Source organism: Butyrivibrio sp. AE3004, assembly GCF_000703165.1.
Classification (GTDB): Bacteria; Bacillota; Clostridia; order Lachnospirales; family Lachnospiraceae; genus Butyrivibrio.
Window position 1 is genome coordinate 1376967 of the sequence record NZ_JNLQ01000002.1, and the last position, 20637, is coordinate 1397603.

The window sequence follows — 20637 nt, forward strand, 5'->3', positions numbered from 1 at the left end:
ATCTAAATATATCTCGTAAATATTTCCCAACATAATTTAAGACTTGGAGGAACAAAAGATGAAAGTTTACACAAGTGACAAAATACGTAACGTCGTACTCTTAGGTCATGGGGGAGCAGGAAAGACTTCACTTGCTGAGGCAATGGCTTATCTTGCAGGAATTACTTCCCGAATGGGTAAGGTATCTGATGGAAATACCATCAGTGACTTTGATAAAGAGGAACAGAAGCGTCAGTTTTCGATCAGCACAACATGTATCGCACTTGAATGGGATGATCATAAGATTAACCTTCTTGATGCTCCCGGCTTTTTCGATTTTGTTGGTGAAGTACAGGAGGCTATGAGCGTTGCTGATGCTGCCATTATCGTGGTTTCCGGTAAGGCAGGTGTTGAAGTGGGTACAGAGAGAGCGTGGGAACTTTGCGAAAAGTATGGAATTCCTCGCATGTTCTTTGTTTCTGATATGGATATAGATGATGCTTCCTACAGACAGGTAGTGCAGGATCTTATAGATAAATATGGAAAGAAGATTGCACCTTTTAATCTTCCTACACGTGAAAATGAAAAATTTGTCGGATATGTAAACGTTATTCAGGAAAAGGGCTTCCGTTGGCAGGGTAAGGATGCTATTGAGTGTGAAGTTCCTGAATATAATGTTGAGTATTTAAAGCAGTATCGTGATACTCTCATGGAAGCTGTAGCTGAAACCAGTGAAGAGTTCATGGACAGATATTTCAGCGGTGACACTTTCTCAGAGCAGGAAATCAGATCTGCATTAAGAAATAACGTATGTGACGGATCGATCGTTCCTATCGAGATGGGTTCAAGTATTCTTGCACAGGGCGTTTACACCCTTCTTGATGATATTGTTAAATACATGCCTGCACCGGAAAATCGTAAGATGGCAGGTATCAACATGAAGACTAATGAGATTTTCGAAGCTAACTTTGATTTCTCAAAGCCTAAGACAGCATTTGTATTTAAGACAATGATGGATCCTTTCATTGGAAAATATTCAATGATCAAGGTTCGCTCAGGTGTACTTAAGACAGATGATCTAATGTATGATTCCAATAAGGATACCGAGGTTAAGATTGGTAAGCTTTATGTTATGCAGGGTAATAAGACATTAGAGGTTCCGGAGCTTCATGCAGGTGACTTTGGTGCGCTTCAGAAGATTGATGTTTCAACAGGTGACACACTTTCAACAAAGGCTAATCCTGTACAGTATGCAAAGATGGATATTTCAGAGCCTTATACTTATATGAGATATAAGCCGCAGAATAAGGCTGATATTGATAAGATTGCACAGTCTCTTGCAAAGCTTGCAGCTGAAGATGCTACATTAAAAGTTGTTAACGATGCTGAGAACCATCAGTCACTTATATACGGTATGGGCGATATGCACCTTGAAATAACCGTAAGCAAGCTCCTTAATGAATATAAGGTAGGTATTGATCTTGATAAACCGAAGGTTGCTTTCAGAGAGACAATCCGTAAGAATTCCGATGTGGAATATAAATATAAAAAGCAGACAGGTGGTCATGGACAATACGGACATGTTAAGATGCGCTTCGAGCCTTCGGGAGACGATAGCAAACCATATATTTTCGAGCAGGAAGTAGTTGGCGGCGCAGTTCCGAAGAACTATTTCCCGGCTGTAGAAAAGGGTATTGCTGAAGCTTCTTTGAGAGGACCGCTGGCTGCATATCCCGTTGTTGGTGTAAAGGCAGTGCTTTATGACGGATCTTATCACCCGGTTGATTCCTCTGAAATGGCATTCAAGGTTGCTGCAAGCAACGCATTTAAAAAGGGATTCATGGATGCAACTCCTGTGCTCCTTGAGCCTATAGCTACACTTAAGGTTACTGTGCCGGATTCATTTACCGGTGATGTAATGGGTGATCTTAATAAGAGAAGAGGCCGTGTACTCGGCATGAATCCTACAGGTGATGGTAAGCAAATCATCGAAGCTGATATTCCTATGATGGAACTTTATGGCTATTGCACAACACTCAGATCCATGACCGGTGGTGCCGGCGATTACGAGTACAGCTTTACCCGTTATGAACAGGCTCCTTCAGACATACAGCAGAAGGAAGTTGCAGCACGTGCTGAAAAGGTTAAGGAAAACGGAATAGAAGATTAAATAAAACATTTGAAGGACTGGCATTTCAATTGAGATGTCAGTCTTTTTTTGTATGCTGATTTATATAAGAAAATAGCGCTCTTCATAATTATTTAAGAGTTTCTTTAATTAGTACTTATATCTGTATGCTACGATAAAAATGGTACTGTGATAATACTATGTTCAAATGATCCTGGAGGCATAATATGCCAGATTTCGGAATGTATGGTGGTCTTCATTATGATGTTATAGGTGAGATAGCAGGACTGTATTTTTCTGTCTTGCTTATAATCTTTATGCTTTTGACAAAACCAAAAAAGTCAAAACCTTTTGTTTTTTTGGTAGTGGGAACACATGTCGCCATATTGGCAATAATAGTGCAACTTATAATTGTTAAACTCTCAAGCAGTGTCAATGAGTACTATAACAGAAATGTATTTACGGCATTTATTGCATTATACCTCATTCTTTATGCAATAATAATTGTTGTTATCTTTAACTATATAAATCTCTTAAGTGAAAAAAGACTTAGAAAACGATCAGTAATTATAATGCTGTATATTCTGGTTGCCTCTGTTTACTTTGCCGGAATGGTGTTCCAGATTGCAATGAAGAATCTGTTTTATGTAAGAACAGACGGCATTGATATTACTCATTTTACAAGATTCTATTCGCTTGCTGGAATAGGATGTTCCGCTCTGTGTTTTGTAGTCCTTTTTTTAAGGCGAAAAACTGTAGCCCGTATAGTTTTAAGAGCTACATTTCTTGTAACTCCAATTGAAATAGTTATCCTGATTTTTCAAATATATTCAAGGCATGCAATTTTTAGTGGTATTACCTATGTCATGGTATTTGTTATCTGTTATCAGCTGTTTCATTCCAACCCTTATGATGAAGAAACAGGTTGTCAGAATGCGAGTGCCTTTGAGAGCAGATTTATTACCAATAACAGGAGAGGAAAAATTTTCTATATAGCATATATTGATTTTCCTCAGCTATCGGACAGCTCTCTTGCACCAAACTACGAAATACTTTCAATAGAAATGGCAAGAGTATGCAGAAAAATTGAAAGTATATCAAGGAAAATTCAGATGTACAGAGTAAACTACGGCACTTTCCTTGCCATGCTTGAAATTAAGGAAAGATCAGATGCGGAAAATTACTCAGAACAGATGCGGGATATCCTTGATGGGTTTTATGAAAGAAGTGAAGATAACATACATTATTTTCTTGGCGTTTGCGGTGACAGCAGAAGATTTGTTGCTGCCGGAAATAAATGTACACAGCTGTTTTTGGGATATTTAAAAGACAAGTACCTTAATGATGGTGATAATGTATATTATTTTGCCAATGGTACGGATTTTAGAGATTTTGATGAGATATACAAAATTGAGCAGACGCTCACTGATATAAGGGCAAAGATGGATCCTGATGATGATAGAATACTTTGCTATGCTCAGCCTATTTACAGTGTTGAGAAGGAGGAGTTCAGATCCGCGGAAGCACTTATGCGTCTTTCTATTGATGGGAAAATGATACCGCCGGATTCATTTATTAAAATAGCTGAGAGGAACAACTGCATCCATTCGCTTACTGTAATAATGATGCATAAGGTTTGTAAGGCTGTTGAAGAGCTTGCCCGTGAATATGACTTTGATGCTGTTACCATAAATTGTTCCACAGCTGATTTTACCGATAAAACTTTTTACAAAGAAATAATGGATATTATACATAGCTATAAAATTGACCAAAAGCTTATAAGACTTGAGCTTACGGAATCCATGATGGCTGAAAATTATGATGCTGTAAAACATAATATGAATATGCTTAACCGTGAGGGCATACAGCTTTATATGGATGATTTCGGGACCGGTTACTCTAACCTTGAGAGAGTTGTGGATGTTCCGGTACAGACTATAAAATTCGACAAATCCCTGCTTTATAAATCGCTAAAGGATGACAGAGTGGATGATATTATTTCCTATATGATTGAATTCTTCAAGAAAAATGGCTTTGTCACTCTGATTGAAGGTGTTGAAGATGAGTCACAGAAAAAATTCAGTATTGAACGTGGATTTGATTATATTCAGGGATATCATTATGCAAAGCCTGCCCCGATAGAAAATCTGAAAAAATATTTTGTGAAAAAATAAAAATTTCGGGTTCATAACCATTCTTAAATAAAAAACTTTTCAATATGCTTCTATAGTAAAGGTACCTCGCTTGAATGTGATACTTTAATATGTTAAAATTTTGTACTGTTCATAAGTGAAATAGAAAATCTATTCATTATGCTTTAATTTAGCAGAAACGAGGTACCTCAAATGTCAGAGTTATACAATCACAAAGAAGTTGAACAGAAGTGGCAGAAGGTTTGGGATGATGAAAATGCATTCGCTGCAAGTAATGATTATACTAAGCCCAAATACTATGCTCTTGTTGAGTTCCCCTATCCTTCAGGACAGGGACTTCATGTAGGACATCCGCGTCCGTACACAGCACTTGATATTGTTGCACGTAAGCGCAGAATGCAGGGCTATAATGTACTTTATCCCATGGGATGGGATGCATTCGGCCTTCCTACAGAAAACTATGCGATCAAGAATCATATTCACCCTAAGATCGTAACAGCAAACAACGTTAAAAAGTTCAAAAGCCAACTTCATTCTTTGGGTTATTCCTTTGACTGGAACAGGGAAATAAATACAACAGATCCTAATTACTACAAATGGACTCAGTGGATATTTTTAAAGCTTTTCAAGGCAGGACTTGCATACAAAAAGGAAATGCCTATTAACTGGTGTACTTCATGTAAAGTAGGACTTGCAAACGAGGAAGTGGTTAATGGTGTTTGTGAGAGATGCGGTTCAGAAGTAGTTCGCAAGGTTAAGAGCGAATGGATGCTGAAGATTACAGAGTACGCAGATAAACTCATCGACGGACTTGACGGTGTTGATTATATTGAGAGAGTAAAGGTTTCTCAGAAAAACTGGATTGGAAGATCTACAGGTGCCGAGGTTGATTTCTCAATCAAAGGAACAGAAGATGTACTCACAGTATATACAACACGTTGTGATACTCTTTTCGGTGCTACATATATGGTAGTATCTCCTGAGCATCCCTATCTTGATAAGTATAAGGATCAGATAAACAATTTTGATGAGATTCTTAAATATCGTGAGGAAGCATCCAAAAAATCAGATTTTGAGCGTTCAGAGCTTGCAAAGGACAAGACCGGTGTTCAGATTGACGGTCTTTGTGCTGTAAATCCTGTAAATGGTAAAGAAATTCCAATCTGGGTTTCAGACTATGTACTTATGAGTTATGGAACAGGTGCAATCATGGCCGTTCCCGCACATGATGACAGAGACTGGGAATTTGCCAAGAAATTTGGTCTTCCGATTATTCAGGTTGTAGCAAAAGATGGAGAAGAGGTAGACGTTAATGAGGCAGCATTTACTGATGTTGCTACAGGTGTACTCATTAACTCAGACTTTATTAATGGACTTTCTGTCAGTGAAGCTAAGGAAAAGATGATATCCTTCCTTGAGGAAAAGAAGATCGGACATGCGCAGGTGAACTATAAGCTTCGTGACTGGGTATTTTCACGTCAGAGATATTGGGGAGAACCTATTCCGATTGTTGAATGTGAAAAATGCGGATATGTTCCGATTGATGAATCAGAGCTTCCGCTTCTTCTTCCCGAGGTTGACAGCTATGAACCTACAGATAATGGCGAATCACCGCTTGCTGCAATGACTGACTGGGTAAATACAACATGCCCTTGCTGTGGCGGCCCTGCAAAGCGTGAGACAGATACAATGCCTCAGTGGGCAGGTTCTTCATGGTACTTCCTTAGATACACGGATCCTACAAATACAGAAGCTCTTGCCAGCAAGGAAGCACTTAAATATTGGCTTCCCGTAGACTGGTACAATGGAGGAATGGAGCATACAACACTTCACCTTCTGTATTCAAGATTTTGGCATAAGTTCCTGTTTGATCAGGGTGTTGTGCCTACATCAGAGCCTTATCAGAAACGTACTAGCCATGGAATGATTCTCGGTGAGAACGGCGAGAAGATGAGTAAATCCCGCGGCAATGTAGTTAATCCTGATGATATAGTTGAGGATTACGGTGCGGATACTCTTCGTACATATGAGATGTTCATTGGTGCATTCGACCTGGCTGCATCATGGTCCGAGGATGGCGTTAAGGGTTGCAGAAGATTCCTTGAGAGAGTTTGGAAGCTGCAGGATATTTTAGTTGATGGCGACGAGTATTCTGATGACCTTAAGGGTGAGATGCACAGAACCATTAAGAAGGTATCAAATGATTTTGAAAACCTTAAATACAATACTGCAATCGCTGCAATGATGTCTCTTATTAACGACTTCTATAAAAAGAATTCAGTTAATAAGGCTGAGTATAAGACTCTTATCACAATGCTCAATCCTGTAGCGCCTCATATTACTGAAGAGATTTGGCAGAGAATAGGCGGCGAGGGAAGACTTTACCAGCAGACATGGCCTGAGTTTGATGAGGCACTTACTGTTGAGAATACTGTAGAAATAGCTGTACAGGTAAATGGTAAGGTACGTGCTACAATTTCAATCGGTAAGGATGATCCTAAAGATGCAGTACTTGCAAAAGCAAAGGAAGCAATAGCCGGTAAGTTTAATGGCAATATTATCAAAGAGATTTATGTTCCGGGTAAGATTGTAAATATTGTTATGAAATAATATTTTATGAATTTTCTCAGAAATTCAATGTTATTTATATGAAGAGCTCCATGTCGGAAATCGGCATGGGGCTTTTATTAAATTTTTGAAAAATCGTTCATTTATAATGTTTATTTTGGAAATGATAGAGTAAGATATATATAGGTATTTAAATCCTGTTTCTATATTGGCAAAAGCTTTATGAAAACTTTGGACTGACCTGAGGTATAACTGCAGGTTTATTCACTTGGGTCTTACAATGAGGGGAAAAATATGAGTATAAGAAATCTGATCAGTGTTGACGAAAACAATATTCGGGACATGAAAGTGCAGGAAAAATTCAGTTCTACTTTCAAACAGATAATAATCATGTTTGTTGTTGCAGTAGCAATCCTGGTTATTACAATTTTTTCCGCTATGCTATCGATTAGAACGATTTATACAAAATATTACACAATGAATACTTTGCAGGCTGATATTAGAATTGACATTCAGGCGCTGTCAAAAGCTTTTCTTTGGGCATTATCATCGCCGGATGAAGGGATCAGACAGGAACAGCTTGGAAAAGCAATGGATAAATTTGCGGATTTTGATGCTACTCTGACAAAGCTTTCAAAGGTTCTTGATGATAAAACGGCTATTAATCAGGTTTCCTCGGATCTGAAGAAGGTTGAAGCAAACGGTGTGACTCTAGGAAACATGTTTAATGATGGTTCAAGCTCTGAAGAGATTTTTTATTATTTTAATGACACGCTTTATCCATCAATTGATGTTGTAGTAAAGGATTTTAAGACAGTATCAAGCAGTTCAACAGAATCAGCTGAAAAAGCATATAGAAATGCCTTGATATTGGGCTTTGCTATGAGTGCACTAACACTGCTTATTGTTATTTTACTGTTAATGTATATTGTAGATGTTAAGAAAAAGCTCTCAAAATCAATACTTGTTCCGGTTAAAGAAATTTCTAAAGCAGCTGACGAAATGGCAAAAGGAAATCTTAATATAAATATTGATTATGTATCAAACGATGAACTTGGAATGCTTGCCAAAGACCTCAGTGATTCCACCTCCGCAACCGAAAAGATTGTCTCTGATATAAGAGAAACCTTAAATCTTGTTGCTGATGGTGATTTTACAAAAGGAACACTTACTCCCTCTTTGTATAAAGGTGATTTTGCTCCTATAAATGAAGCTATGAATAATATTACCGATTCACTGTCCGATACATTATCCCATGTTCGTGAATCCTCAAATCATGTTTCACAGGGAGCAAGTGGTATGAGCAGAGGCGCAACCGATCTTGCTGAAGGCTCAACGGACCAGGCTGCAGCAGTTCAGGAACTTACAGCATCTGTAAATACGATTACAGCTCAGACTAAGACTATGGCTGAAACAGCTGAGAAATCCAGACGTATGGCAGATCAGGTAAGAGATGATGCTGATGCAAGTGCAAGAAAAATGCATCTTGTTACTGACGCTATGATTAGGATTACTGAAGCATCAAACGAGATAGAGCAGGTTACCAATACAATTGAATCAATAGCAAAACAGACACAGCTGCTTGCTTTGAATGCCTCAATTGAGGCGGCAAGAGCCGGAGATACCGGTAAAGGCTTTGCGGTTGTTGCTGAAGAAATAAGCGCTCTTGCTACACAGAGTACTGAAGCAGCCAAGAATACACATCAGCTGATCCAGGATACAATGGAAGAAATCAGAAACGGAAATGACGTTGTTGGTGAGACACAGGCCGCTCTTCAAAAAATGCAGGATTCTGTATCTGAGATAACAGAGATGATCTCCGAGACAGGTGAAATGGCACAACAGCAGGCTTCAAGTATGGAAGAAATAAACGATGGCATTGATCAGATATCAGCGGTTGTCCAAAGTAATTCCGAAACCGCCCAGGAATCAAGTAACGTTTCGCAAAAACTAACTGAACAGTCAGAAGATCTCACAAGAATAATAAATCAGTTTAAACTAAGGTAATACTGAATGCTTCCGGGAAGGATAATATCTTTCCCGTTTTTTTTGCACTTTATTACATTAAAGCGTTGACATGCAAAGTATTATTGTATACAATAATGCAAACATAAGACATTAACTTTTTTGCTTAAGGTATCAGGAAGTTTTCACAGGAGGAATAAAATGCAGGATCAGACATTTCAAAACAGACCAGTAACTATGAATGATAAAAACAATCTGTTACAGATTGAGGAACATATGTATATTCTTAATGATGTTGAAAAACCCAATGTTTTCAGAAATATGTTTCCTTATGATGAGGTGCCTAAGATTCCGTTTAATGACAGAATTGTTCCTCACAATATGCCAAAGGATATATGGATCACAGATACAACATTTCGCGATGGACAGCAGTCACGAGCACCTTATTCGACTGAGCAGATTGTAAAGATTTATGATATGATTCATGAACTCGGCGGACCAAATGGAATGATAAGAGCCAGTGAATTTTTTCTTTACAGTAAAAAAGACAGGGATGCAGTCTATAAGTGTATGGAAAGAGGCTATGAGTTCCCTGAAGTTACAAGCTGGATAAGAGCAAGTAAGGAAGATTTTAAGCTTGTTAAAGAGATAGGAATGAAGGAAACAGGTATCCTTGTAAGCTGTTCGGACTATCATATTTTCCTGAAGCTTAAGATGACAAGAAAACAGGCACTCGATCATTATCTTAGTATTATCAGAGATTGTCTCGAAGAAGGCATTGCCTGCAGATGCCACCTGGAGGATATTACAAGAGCAGATATTTATGGGTTTGTTGTTCCTTTCTGCGTAGAACTTATGAAGCTTCGTAAGGAGTATGGAATTCCGATAAAGGTTCGTGCCTGCGATACTATGGGATACGGCGTTAATTTTTCAGGTGCCGTTATTCCAAGAAGTGTTCAGGGAATAATTTATGCACTTAATACTCATGCAGGTGTTCCCAGTGAGCTTTTAGAATGGCATGGTCACAACGATTTTTATAAAGCGGTTACAAATTCAACAACATCCTGGTTATATGGATGTTCAGGCGTGAATGCTTCATTGTTCGGAATCGGTGAGAGAACAGGTAATACTCCTCTTGAAGCTATGATATTTGAATATGCACAGCTTAAGGGAACTCTTAACGGTATGAATACTCAGGTTATTACTGAACTGGCAAGATATTATGAGAAGGAGCTTGGTTATCATATTCCCCCTCAGACACCTTTTGTAGGTAAAAACTTTAATGTTACCAGAGCAGGCATTCATGCTGACGGACTTCTTAAAAACGAGGAAATATACAATATTTTTGATACTGATAAGTTCCTTGGAAGGCCGCCGGTAAGTGCTGTTTCCAATACATCGGGTCTTGCGGGAATAGCTCATTGGATAAATGTTCATTATCATTTAAAGGGAGATAAAGCTATCGGTAAGGACAATCAGCTTGTTCAGATATTAAAGGAATGGGTTGACGGTGAATATGCAAGCGGCCGTGTTACAGTAATGTATGATGAAGAGCTTACTAAGAAAATAGATGAGGTATCAGAGCTTATCGGTATAAAAGTAACTGATGGTGAAATTATAAAGCTTTCTTAATGATTTCATAAATATATAGAATAATGAAATTTATTATTCCAAGAGTTTAATAGATGAGGGAATATGGATAAGAAGGATTTAAAACAGGAAGTAACTGATAAATACTCCCTGCGAGGAAGGGTTTTTCACAGAATCCGTGAGGATATTCTTAATGGTAAATATTCTGATCATGAGGAATTAAAAGAAGTAGCGATCGGAAAGGAACTGGGAGTCAGCAGGACTCCTGTTAGAGAGGCGCTGCGCCAATTGGAACTTGAAGGGCTGGTTCAGATTATTCCTAATAAAGGAGCCTATGTTGTAGGAATAAGTGCCAAGGATATCCGGGATATATATATGATAAGATCAAGGCTTGAAGGCTTATGCGCAAGATGGGCTTGTGATAATATTACTCCCGAACAGATGGAAGAACTTGAAGAGATTGTCTATCTTGCGGATTTTCATGAACAAAAAGGACATTCTGACCAGCTGGCAGAGCTTGATAACAGATTTCATACAATATTATATGAATCCTGTGACTCAAAAATGCTTGAACATCTGTTAAAGGATTATCATCAATATGTATGGCAGATAAGACAAAAAACACTTGCGGGAAAAAGAGGCAAGGATTGCAATGATGAGCATCGTGCGATCATGGAAGCGATTCGCGACAAGGATCCTGACAGAGCTGAGGAAATTGCCAATAGGCACATGCGCAGTGCATATGATAATATGGTAAGGAATGGGCTTTTGGAAAAGTTTTCATAAGATGCAAAAGGACATAAAATATAAAAATCACTAAAGAGAGGAGACACTATGTCGAAAGTACAGATGACCACCCCAATCGTTGAGATGGATGGAGATGAAATGACCAGAATTCTCTGGAAGATGATTAAGGAAGAGCTTGTTGAGCCTTATATTGAGCTTAAGAGTGAATACTATGATCTGGGGTTAAAATATCGCGACGAGACAGATGATCAGGTTACAATAGACAGTGCTAATGCCACAAAGAAATACGGAGTTGCAGTTAAGTGTGCTACGATCACACCTAATGCTGCCAGAGTTGAAGAGTATGACCTTAAGCAGATGTGGAAGAGTCCTAACGGAACAATTCGTGCTATGCTCGACGGAACTGTCTTCAGAGCACCTATTCTTGTTAAGGGAATTGAACCTAATGTAAAGACTTGGGACAAGCCTATTACACTTGCCCGTCATGCTTACGGTGATGTTTATAAGAATGTTGAGATTGCTGTTCCCGGTGCCGGAAAGGCAGAGCTTGTATTTACAGGTGCCGACGGTAAGGAAATCAGACAGACAATTCAGGAATTTGACGGACCGGGTATCATTCAGGGTATTCATAACAAGGACGCTTCAATAAAGAGCTTTGCAAAGGCATGCTTTGAATATGCGCTTTCAACAAAACAGGACCTCTGGTTTGCGACTAAGGATACTATCAGCAAGACATATGATGCACGATTCCGTGAGATTTTTGATACAACTTTTGAAAGTGATTACAGACATAAATTTGATGCTGCAGGAATAGAATATTTCTATACACTTATTGATGATGCTGTTGCCAGAGTAATGAAGTCAAAGGGCGGATTTATCTGGGCATGTAAGAACTATGACGGAGATGTTATGAGTGATATGGTATCTTCAGCTTGCGGATCGCTTGCAATGATGACATCTGTACTTGTTTCTCCCGAAGGTATTTACGAGTTCGAAGCAGCTCACGGTACTGTGCAACGTCACTATTACAAATACTTAAAGGGTGAAGAAACATCAACAAATCCTGTAGCAACTATTTTTGCTTGGACCGGAGCTATGAGAAAGCGCGGTGAACTTGACAAAATACAGGGACTTATCGATTGGGCTGATAAGATGGAAAAAGCAACACTTTCAACAATCGAAAGCGGTAAGATGACAGGTGACCTTGTTCTGATCACAAGTAATCCTAATGCAAAGAAATTAAATTCAGAGCAGTTTATTAAGGCAATCAGAGAAACATACGAGAAAATATCAAAATAAAAGAGTTAAAGCCTTTCCGGATCGGGAAGGCTTTTCCTTTTATAGTGCATTCTTTCTTATTGGCGGTGCAGTATGTTATTATTATTACATTGGGTACAGTCAAAAGGGGGGTATTATGCATGGTCAAAATTAAAATTGTGAATAATCCTAATGGTCCGTCTTTAGGTACAGTTAGTGCCGGAATAATTGAAAAAGACGGCCTTTTCTTTAAGGACTTAGAACGTACGGGAGAACTTTTACCTTATGAGGATTGGAGACTTACACCCGAAGAAAGAGCAGATGATCTTGCCGGAAGACTTACCGTTGAAGAAATTGCCGGTCTAATGATGTATAGCGCACATCAGGTTGTTCCTGCAAGTTCCGGTGATTGGTTCGGCGCAACCTATAGGGGCGGTAAGAGTTTCGAGGAAAGCGGAGCAGAGGATTTTGAACTTACAGATCAGCAAAGAAAGTTTTTGACAAAAGATCATGTCAGGTATGTTCTTGCCATGAAACTGAAAAATGGTGAGGTTGCTGCAAAATGGAATAATGAAATGCAGGCATTATGTGAAGAGATGCCACATGGTATTCCTGTAAACACAAGCTCAGACCCAAGGCATGCTGCGGGAAGTGCTTCGGCAGAATTTAAGACAGAAGCAAGAGATACAAGTAAATGGCCATTGGGACTTGGACTTGCTTCAACCTTCGATCCTGATCTTGTGAAAAAATTTGCAAAGATAGCGGCTAAGGAATACAGAGCACTGGGCATTACAACAGAACTCGGACCGCAGATTGACCTTGGCACCGAGCCGAGATGGATGAGAGTCTCCGATACCTACGGTCAAAGCAGCAGACTTGTTACTGATTATGCAAAAGCATATTGTGAAGGACTTCAGAATGATAATGAAAACGGTTGGGGGCCAGGTAGCGTAGCTGCAATGGTAAAGCATTGGCCGGGAGGTGGTCCTTGTGAAGCGGGACGTGATGCTCACTATGCATTCGGAAAATATGCTGTTTATCCGGGAAACAACTTAGACGAGCATTTAAAGCCTTTTCTTGAGGGTGCTTTTAATCTTGAGGGTACAGGAAAAGCTTCTGCAGTAATGCCTTATTACACAATCAGCTATGGAGTAGACCCTTCAGGAAAAAATGTGGGAAACAGCTATAGCAAATATATAATTGGCGATCTTCTGAGGGAAAAATACGGTTTTGATGGTGTTATATGTACAGATTGGGGAATAACACAGGATCCCTCCGATAAGATTGATTCCTTTGGCTCAAGGTGTTACGGTATGGAAGATTTATCCGAAGCTGAAAGACATCTTTGCATAATTGAAAACGGAGTTGACCAGTTTGGCGGAAATAATGACATTAACCCCATTCTGGATGCATATCGTATAGGCTGTGAGCGATATGGTGAAGCAAAAATGAGGAAACGATTTGAAGAAAGTGCGAAAAGACTTCTTTTAAACAGTTTCAGGTGCGGGCTTTTTGAGAATCCATACCTTGATCCTGAAAGCAGCAGCAAAACTCTAAGTTATGATGAGTTCGTTGAGGCCGGTTTTGAAGCGCAGATAAAAAGCATAGTCATGGTTAAGAATAACGGAGTTCTTCCTGTAAAGGAAAGAATGAAAGTTTATATACCCGGACGACATATTGAAGCGCATAAAGGCTTTATGAGAAACATGATTGAAGCTTTGGATATCCCGGGAGCTTGTAAAAATGATGTAGAAGCTTTCTATGATGTAACAGATGATCCTGCAAAGGCAGATATGGCTATTTGTTTTATTGAAAGTCCAATAAGCGATGGTTATACGGAAGAAACCGGATACAGACCGGTCACACTAATGTACAGACCATATACTGCTGATAAAGCACGTGATAACAGTATAGCAGGAGGAGATTTCAGGGAGGAATCTTCAAACAGATCCTACAAAGGAAAAACAAATAAAGCTGCAAATGAAAGTGATCTTGATCTTGTTATAAAGGCAAGAGAGCTTATGGGAGATAAGCCCGTTATAGTTTCAATTCGTATGAATAATCCCTGCATTGTTGCTGAATTTGAACAATATGCTGATGCTGTTTTGGTTAATTTCGGAGTTGAGAGCGGGGCTGTATTATCTATAATAAGCGGTAAGGCTGAGCCGTCAGCTATGCTTCCTGTTTGTCTTCCGAAAAATATGGAAACAGTAGAAGAACACTTTGAGGATGTTCCTTTTGATTATGATCCCTATCTTGATTCTGCAGGTAATTCATACGATTTTGGCTTTGGTCTTAACTGGAGCGGCCAGATAAAGGATGACAGATGGGAAAAATATGTAAGAAACAGAGTTGATTAAAACTTATTAACTTAAACAATTTTCATAGATGATACGGAGGGTACAGAATGAAGAGAGAAGATTTAGATGCACTCTTAAAAGATATGTCGATTGAAGAAAAAATAATGCAGCTGGTGCAGATACCCGGGTGGTCTTTTGAAAAGGACGCTGCTGTCACCGGTATTGCCGAAAATGAAGCAACAGATAAGGCAAAAAGACTTGCGGGGAGTATTTTGGGAGTAAACGGTGCGGATAAGGTAAAAGCAATTCAGGAGGAATATGTAAAAAATCATCCGCATCATATACCAATGCTGTTTATGCTTGATGTAATTCACGGCCATGATACCGTATTTCCATGTCCTCTGGCACAAGGAGCAACCTTTGATCCCGAGATTTCAAGAAAGGGTGCTGCAATTCAGGCGAAGGAAGCTGCTGCAGATGGTATTCAGGTTACCTTTTCACCTATGGTTGATCTTGTAAGAGATGCCAGATGGGGAAGAGTAATGGAATCAACAGGAGAAGATCCGTATTTAAACGGTGAAATGGCTGCTGCCATGGTAAAAGGTTATCAGGGTGATTCTATTTCCGATAAAGAACATGTGGCTGCATGTGTGAAGCATTTTGCCGCATACGGCGCAGCGGAAGCCGGGCGTGATTATAATAATTGTGAGCTTTCGGAATATGCCTTAAGAGATCAGTATTTAAAGGGATATAATAAAGCAATAGATGCAGGTGCCAGACTTGTGATGACGTCCTTCAACACCCTGAACGGTGTACCGTCTTCGGGCAATAAATGGCTTATGCGTGATGTCCTCAGAAAAGAAATGGGATTTGACGGAGTTCTTATTTCTGATTGGGGAGCTATTGGTGAAATGGTGCCCTGGGGATTTGCCGAGGACTTAAAGGAAGCTGCGGAACTTGCAATTAAAGCAGGCGTAGATATCGACATGTGCACCGAAAGTTATGCTGCTAATCTTGAGGAATTAATTAATAGCGGAGAGATCAAGGAAGAATTACTTGATGAAGCTGTTATGCGTATCCTTAATCTTAAAAACGATCTGGGCCTTTTTGAAGATCCGTATCATGGAGCCTGTGATGAAAGACATAAGGAAATAGCACTTTCTGAAGAAAGCAGAAACGTTGCAAGGGATGCTGTAAGAAAGTCATTGGTTCTTCTTGAAAACAGGGAAGAAACTCTTCCTCTTAAAGATAAGAAAATTGCTATTATCGGTCCTTACGCAGTTGAAAAGAAGCTTCACAGCTCTTGGGCTTTATCACTTGATCCGGAAAAGAATGTTACACTCATGGAGGCTGCGGGAGAGGCAGATAAAGTAAGTCTTTATCTTGGAATGAATAAGGCAATCAGTGCGGATGATAAGCAGAACACAATAGTGCGGGTAGCAAAAGGAAGCACCGTCCTCGACAATGATACGGTAATAGGTAATGGTGAATATCACGATGATGATTTTGAAGAGACAAATGAAAGACTTTACGCTGAAGCAATGGAAGTTGCAAACTGGGCAGACACAGTTGTCCTTTGCCTGGGTGAGGATTTAGGACAGTCAGGAGAATCCACAAGCCGTGCTGATATCATGCTTCCGGATATACAGATGGAGCTTTTTTATGGAATCAGAAAAAATGCTAAAAAGCTTGTTACACTTATTTTTACAGGAAGACCGCTTGATCTTGAGCATATTCCGGAGCTCTCCGATGCGCTTATGATCTGCTGGAGACCGGGAACAGAAGGCGGACACGGAATATGGGATGTATTAAGCGGAATACATTCACCTCAGGGAAAACTTCCAATGAGTTTCCCATGGGTGGTAGGGCAGGCGCCTATACATTATAATGCGTTTAATACAGGAAGACCAAAGCCTGAAGAGGGACCAGGCGATTTTACTACAAGGTATCTTGATTGCCCAAATGAGGCAAGATATCCCTTTGGATACGGTCTGACTTATTCGGAATTTGAGATTTCAGATATCGTTCTTGACAAAACTTCATTGAAAAAAGAAGTCCCGGGTTCGAAAAAAGACAAAATTACAGCGTCTGTAAAAGTTAAAAATTCAGGTCTTGTACCGGCAACACAGACAATGCAGTTATATTTAAGAGATATTTCTGCCAGCAGAGTACGTCCCCAAATGGAACTTAAGGGATTTAAGAAAGTAAGACTGTTCCCTGGGGAAGAGGCAGAGGTAGCTTTTGAAATAAATGAGGAAATGCTTCGCTTCTGGACGATAGATAATGTGTATGACAGTGAAAAAGGAAAATTCAAAGTATTTATAGGTGTCGACTCAGCGACGGAGAATGAAGCGGACTTTGTACTTGAATAAGTACAGACATATAAAGTACATGGCATTTGCTCAATATATTTATTCGTGATAATCTAATGTGTGCCCGTAAAAATTTTGGGGCACACATTATTTTTGGAGTGATTTTATGATTTTAAATTGTCACGACTTATCAAAGTCATTTGATGGAAAAGATATTTTAAAGGGTGTTACTTTTCATATTGAAGATAATGAAAAAGCAGCCATAGTTGGAATAAACGGGGCAGGAAAAACTACACTTATCCGAATGCTGATAGGCGAGCTTACACCTGATACCGGTACGGTTACTCTTTCTAAAGATACAACCGTTGGTTATCTTGCTCAGAATCAGAACATTGACAGTGCTCACAGTATTTATGAAGAGCTTAGGGAAATGAAGCGTGATGTCATTGATCTGGAAAAGGAAATCAGAAGAGCTGAAGAGGAGATGAACGTTTTAAGAGGCGATGAACTTGATAAACTCATGGAACGTTATGCTCAGATGAATCATGATTTTCAGTTAAAGAATGGATATGCTTGGGAAAGCGAAGTTGTTGGAGTAGCTAAGGGACTTGGCTTTTCAGAGGAGGAATTTGATAAGAGGATTTCCACTCTTTCCGGCGGACAGAAAACAAGAGTCGCTCTTGGAAAATTGTTATTACAAAGTCCGGATCTGATCATTCTGGATGAGCCGACAAACCATCTGGATATGAATTCCATTAAATGGCTTGAGGGCTATCTTATGAACTATAAGGGTGCGGTTCTAATAGTTTCACACGATAGATATTTCCTTGACAGAATAGCCGGGAAGGTTATTGAAATAGATCAGACAAGCGCAGATGTTTACATCGGAAACTATACTGCATATGCAAAAAAACGTGAGCAGATAAGAGCTGCAAAGCTCAAGGCATACCTTAACCAACAGGCTGAGATAAAGCATCAGGAAGAAGTTATTGAAAAATTAAAACAGTTTAACAGAGAAAAAAGTATCAAGAGAGCTGAAAGCAGAGAGAAGATGCTTGATAAGATAGAGCGTCTCGAAAAGCCTTCGGAAATTCGCGATGATATGAGAATAACGTTAACGCCTTCATGTATAAGCGGAAATGACGTAATGCATGTGGATTCCATATCGAAATCCTTTGGAAGTGAGAAGCTGTTTGAGAACATTAGCTTTGATGTAAAGCGCGGTGAAAAGGTTGCTATTATCGGCGATAACGGAACAGGAAAGACAACCATGCTTAAGATAATAAATGGCATGGAATCTTTGGATGACGGTGAGATAACTCTGGGAGTAAAAGTACATATTGGTTACTATGACCAGGAACATCAGGTTCTTCATGATGAAAAAACTTTATTTGAAGAACTGTCAGATGCATATCCTACTATGAATAATACAGAGATTCGAAACACACTTGCCGCATTTTTGTTTACCGGAGATGATGTGTTTAAAAGAATAGGTGATCTGTCAGGCGGTGAGAAGGGCAGAGTTTCACTTGCAAAGCTTATGCTTTCAGATGCGAATTTTCTGATTCTTGATGAGCCTACAAACCATTTGGATATAACCAGTAAGGAAATTCTTGAGGATGCTATAAGCGGCTATGAAGGTACGGTACTTTATGTCAGCCACGACAGATATTTTATTAATAAAACAGCTACAAGAATACTTGACCTGACTCACGGTAGATTGATTAATTATTTGGGTAATTACGATTATTACATGGAACACTGTGAGGAACAGACAAACAGGGTGCTCACTGAAAGCGGTAATGCTTCAAGCTTTGGAAGGGGAATAGATATGAATGCTTCCGAAGCTGCGCAGGGTAGCTCTTTCGGTAAGCTTGCAGGCGCTTCCAAGACGGCTCCATCTGATAATGGAAGTACGGGAGCTGCAGACTGGAAAGCACAAAAAGAAGAAGCTGCCAGAAAACGTAAACAGGAAGCTGCAATAAAAAAATGTGAAGATGAGATTGCAAAACTGGAGGAAAGAAATGAAAAGATTAATGAAGAACTTCTGGACCCTTCTGTTGCAACGGATCTTGCAAAAGTACGAAAGCTATCCGATGAACTGACCGCTAATGAGGAAAGACTTGGCATTCTTTATGATGAATGGGCAACACTAAGTGAATAAATACCATTGATTTACATGAAATATCAGGATAAAAAGTCCCGGACATATATAATCTTTCAACTTTAAAAGAACTCTGTTTGTAAATTGAAAGATTATATATGTCCGGGATTTTGATGTTCCGGATTTCTTCGAGCGTCTAACGAGTCTTTCCTGAATTATATATCAGGCAAAAGCATCAAAAGATCCGCCGCTTTGTCCATAGGAATAACCGCTAAGATCACGCCCATAACCAACTGTAGCACTGCCAAACTTAGATGCAATCTGGTTAAATTGCTGATTGACCTTTAATGATTCTTCCTTACCATCAGTGCTTGCGACTTCTCCAACCTTCACTTCCTGTGCATTTGGGTATACAACGGGAGCAACTGTTGCAATGTCGCCCACAGCCTTATGCTTATCATAGACATCTGAAACAGGTGCCTGATTTGATAAAGACATATTCATAGGCTGTGCCTGGTAGACGTTATATCCGCCTAATCCGCCAATAGACATTCCCATAATTTTATGACCTCATATACTTAAAAAACGACATAGTCACATACTTGTATTATAAAGGGTAATTAGAAATTATTTATAAATTTGTTATTAAAGAAAAAACAAATTCACTTATAGTCGAAAGTTATTTTATCAGTAAATATCTATGCTGAAAGAATTTTTTTACTTCAAAAAATAAAAGCAAAACCTTATTGTGTATTCATTTGTCTACATTGACTATATTTTAACAGATAGTATAATTATAATATCCGGATTTTTAGAGCAAAATATTAAAAGCGCAATATATTCGGAGAAATACATGGTTGGAGGAAACATGGCGAGAAAAGAAATTTCTCAGGCGGTTATAAGTCGTCTGCCACGATATTTCAGATATCTCGGAGAACTCAAGGATCAGGGAATTACCCGCATATCTTCTCAGGAGCTCAGCGATATCATGAAGGTAACTGCTTCTCAGATAAGACAGGACTTTAATAACTTTGGAGGCTTTGGGCAGCAAGGTTATGGATACAATGTAGAATATCTTTATGAAGAGATAGGAAAAATATTAGGGCTTGGTAGAGAGCACACACTTATTATCATAGGTGCGGGACATTTGGGGCAGGCGTTATCAGGTTATAATAATTTTTTTAACAGAGGTTTTATTTTTAAAGGTGCATTTGATCTAAATCCGGATCTTCACGGAAAGAAGATTCGTGATATAGAGATAAGGCCCATAGAGGAGATCGAAAGTTTTGTAAGGGAAAACAAAATTGAGATAGCTGTTCTTACAATCCCGAAGGATCAGGCTGTTCCAATGGCTGATAAACTTGTAAAATGCGGTATTAAAGCAATTTGGAATTTTGCACACGTAGATCTTGAAGTTCCACCGTATGTACAGGTTGAAAATGTTCATCTTTCGGATTCACTTATGAAGCTGTCTTACAGTATTGACAGATATGAAAGTTCCCACAAAAAGTAAGAATCGGTTTCAGACCGGTAG

Annotated in this window: 12 protein-coding genes; 11 read left to right on the forward strand and 1 reads right to left on the reverse strand. The window is 39.2% G+C overall.

Annotated features, from left to right (window positions below):
* Nucleotides 1-58 precede the first annotated feature (58 nt).
* The 10 genes from BV60_RS0109135 (at nucleotide 59) to abc-f (ending at nucleotide 19163) form a co-directional block, all read left to right on the forward strand.
* Nucleotides 59-2149, forward strand: coding sequence for an elongation factor G (locus tag BV60_RS0109135; protein ID WP_029321122.1), 2091 nt, complete (start codon nucleotides 59-61; stop codon nucleotides 2147-2149).
* Between the two features lie 185 nt (nucleotides 2150-2334).
* Nucleotides 2335-4281, forward strand: a complete 1947-nt coding sequence (locus BV60_RS0109140) for an EAL domain-containing protein (protein WP_029321123.1) — start codon at nucleotides 2335-2337, stop codon at nucleotides 4279-4281.
* Nucleotides 4282-4452: 171 nt separating this feature from the next.
* Entirely contained in the window at nucleotides 4453-6870 is a 2418-nt protein-coding gene (gene leuS / locus BV60_RS0109145; protein WP_029321125.1) for a leucine--tRNA ligase, read from the forward strand.
* Between the two features lie 252 nt (nucleotides 6871-7122).
* Nucleotides 7123-8835 (forward strand): methyl-accepting chemotaxis protein, encoded by a 1713-nt coding sequence (locus BV60_RS0109150; RefSeq protein ID WP_029321127.1) that lies wholly within the window; start codon nucleotides 7123-7125, stop codon nucleotides 8833-8835.
* Nucleotides 8836-8994: 159 nt separating this feature from the next.
* Nucleotides 8995-10425, forward strand: coding sequence for a 2-isopropylmalate synthase (locus tag BV60_RS0109155; RefSeq protein ID WP_035777196.1), 1431 nt, complete (start codon nucleotides 8995-8997; stop codon nucleotides 10423-10425).
* A 63-nt stretch (nucleotides 10426-10488) separates the two neighbouring features.
* Nucleotides 10489-11169 (forward strand): GntR family transcriptional regulator, encoded by a 681-nt coding sequence (locus BV60_RS0109160; RefSeq protein ID WP_029321130.1) that lies wholly within the window; start codon nucleotides 10489-10491, stop codon nucleotides 11167-11169.
* Between the two features lie 48 nt (nucleotides 11170-11217).
* Nucleotides 11218-12429, forward strand: a complete 1212-nt coding sequence (locus tag BV60_RS0109165) for an NADP-dependent isocitrate dehydrogenase (RefSeq protein WP_029321132.1) — start codon at nucleotides 11218-11220, stop codon at nucleotides 12427-12429.
* 119 nt (nucleotides 12430-12548) lie between these two features.
* Nucleotides 12549-14747: a glycoside hydrolase family 3 protein gene (locus tag BV60_RS0109170; protein ID WP_029321140.1), complete on the forward strand. Its 2199-nt coding sequence runs from the start codon at nucleotides 12549-12551 to the stop codon at nucleotides 14745-14747.
* Nucleotides 14748-14794: 47 nt separating this feature from the next.
* Complete coding sequence (gene bglX, locus BV60_RS0109175; protein WP_029321143.1) at nucleotides 14795-17059, forward strand: beta-glucosidase BglX; 2265 nt, start codon at nucleotides 14795-14797, stop codon at nucleotides 17057-17059.
* 106 nt (nucleotides 17060-17165) lie between these two features.
* Complete coding sequence (abc-f, locus tag BV60_RS0109180; RefSeq protein WP_029321145.1) at nucleotides 17166-19163, forward strand: ribosomal protection-like ABC-F family protein; 1998 nt, start codon at nucleotides 17166-17168, stop codon at nucleotides 19161-19163.
* Between the two features lie 162 nt (nucleotides 19164-19325).
* Here the strand turns inward: abc-f and BV60_RS0109185 are convergent, their stop codons facing one another.
* Nucleotides 19326-19661, reverse strand: coding sequence for a hypothetical protein (locus tag BV60_RS0109185; RefSeq protein WP_029321147.1), 336 nt, complete (start codon nucleotides 19659-19661; stop codon nucleotides 19326-19328).
* A 310-nt stretch (nucleotides 19662-19971) separates the two neighbouring features.
* Between BV60_RS0109185 and BV60_RS0109190 the strand changes: the two genes are divergently transcribed.
* Nucleotides 19972-20616, forward strand: a complete 645-nt coding sequence (locus tag BV60_RS0109190; RefSeq protein WP_029321148.1) for a redox-sensing transcriptional repressor Rex — start codon at nucleotides 19972-19974, stop codon at nucleotides 20614-20616.
* Nucleotides 20617-20637 lie beyond the last annotated feature (21 nt).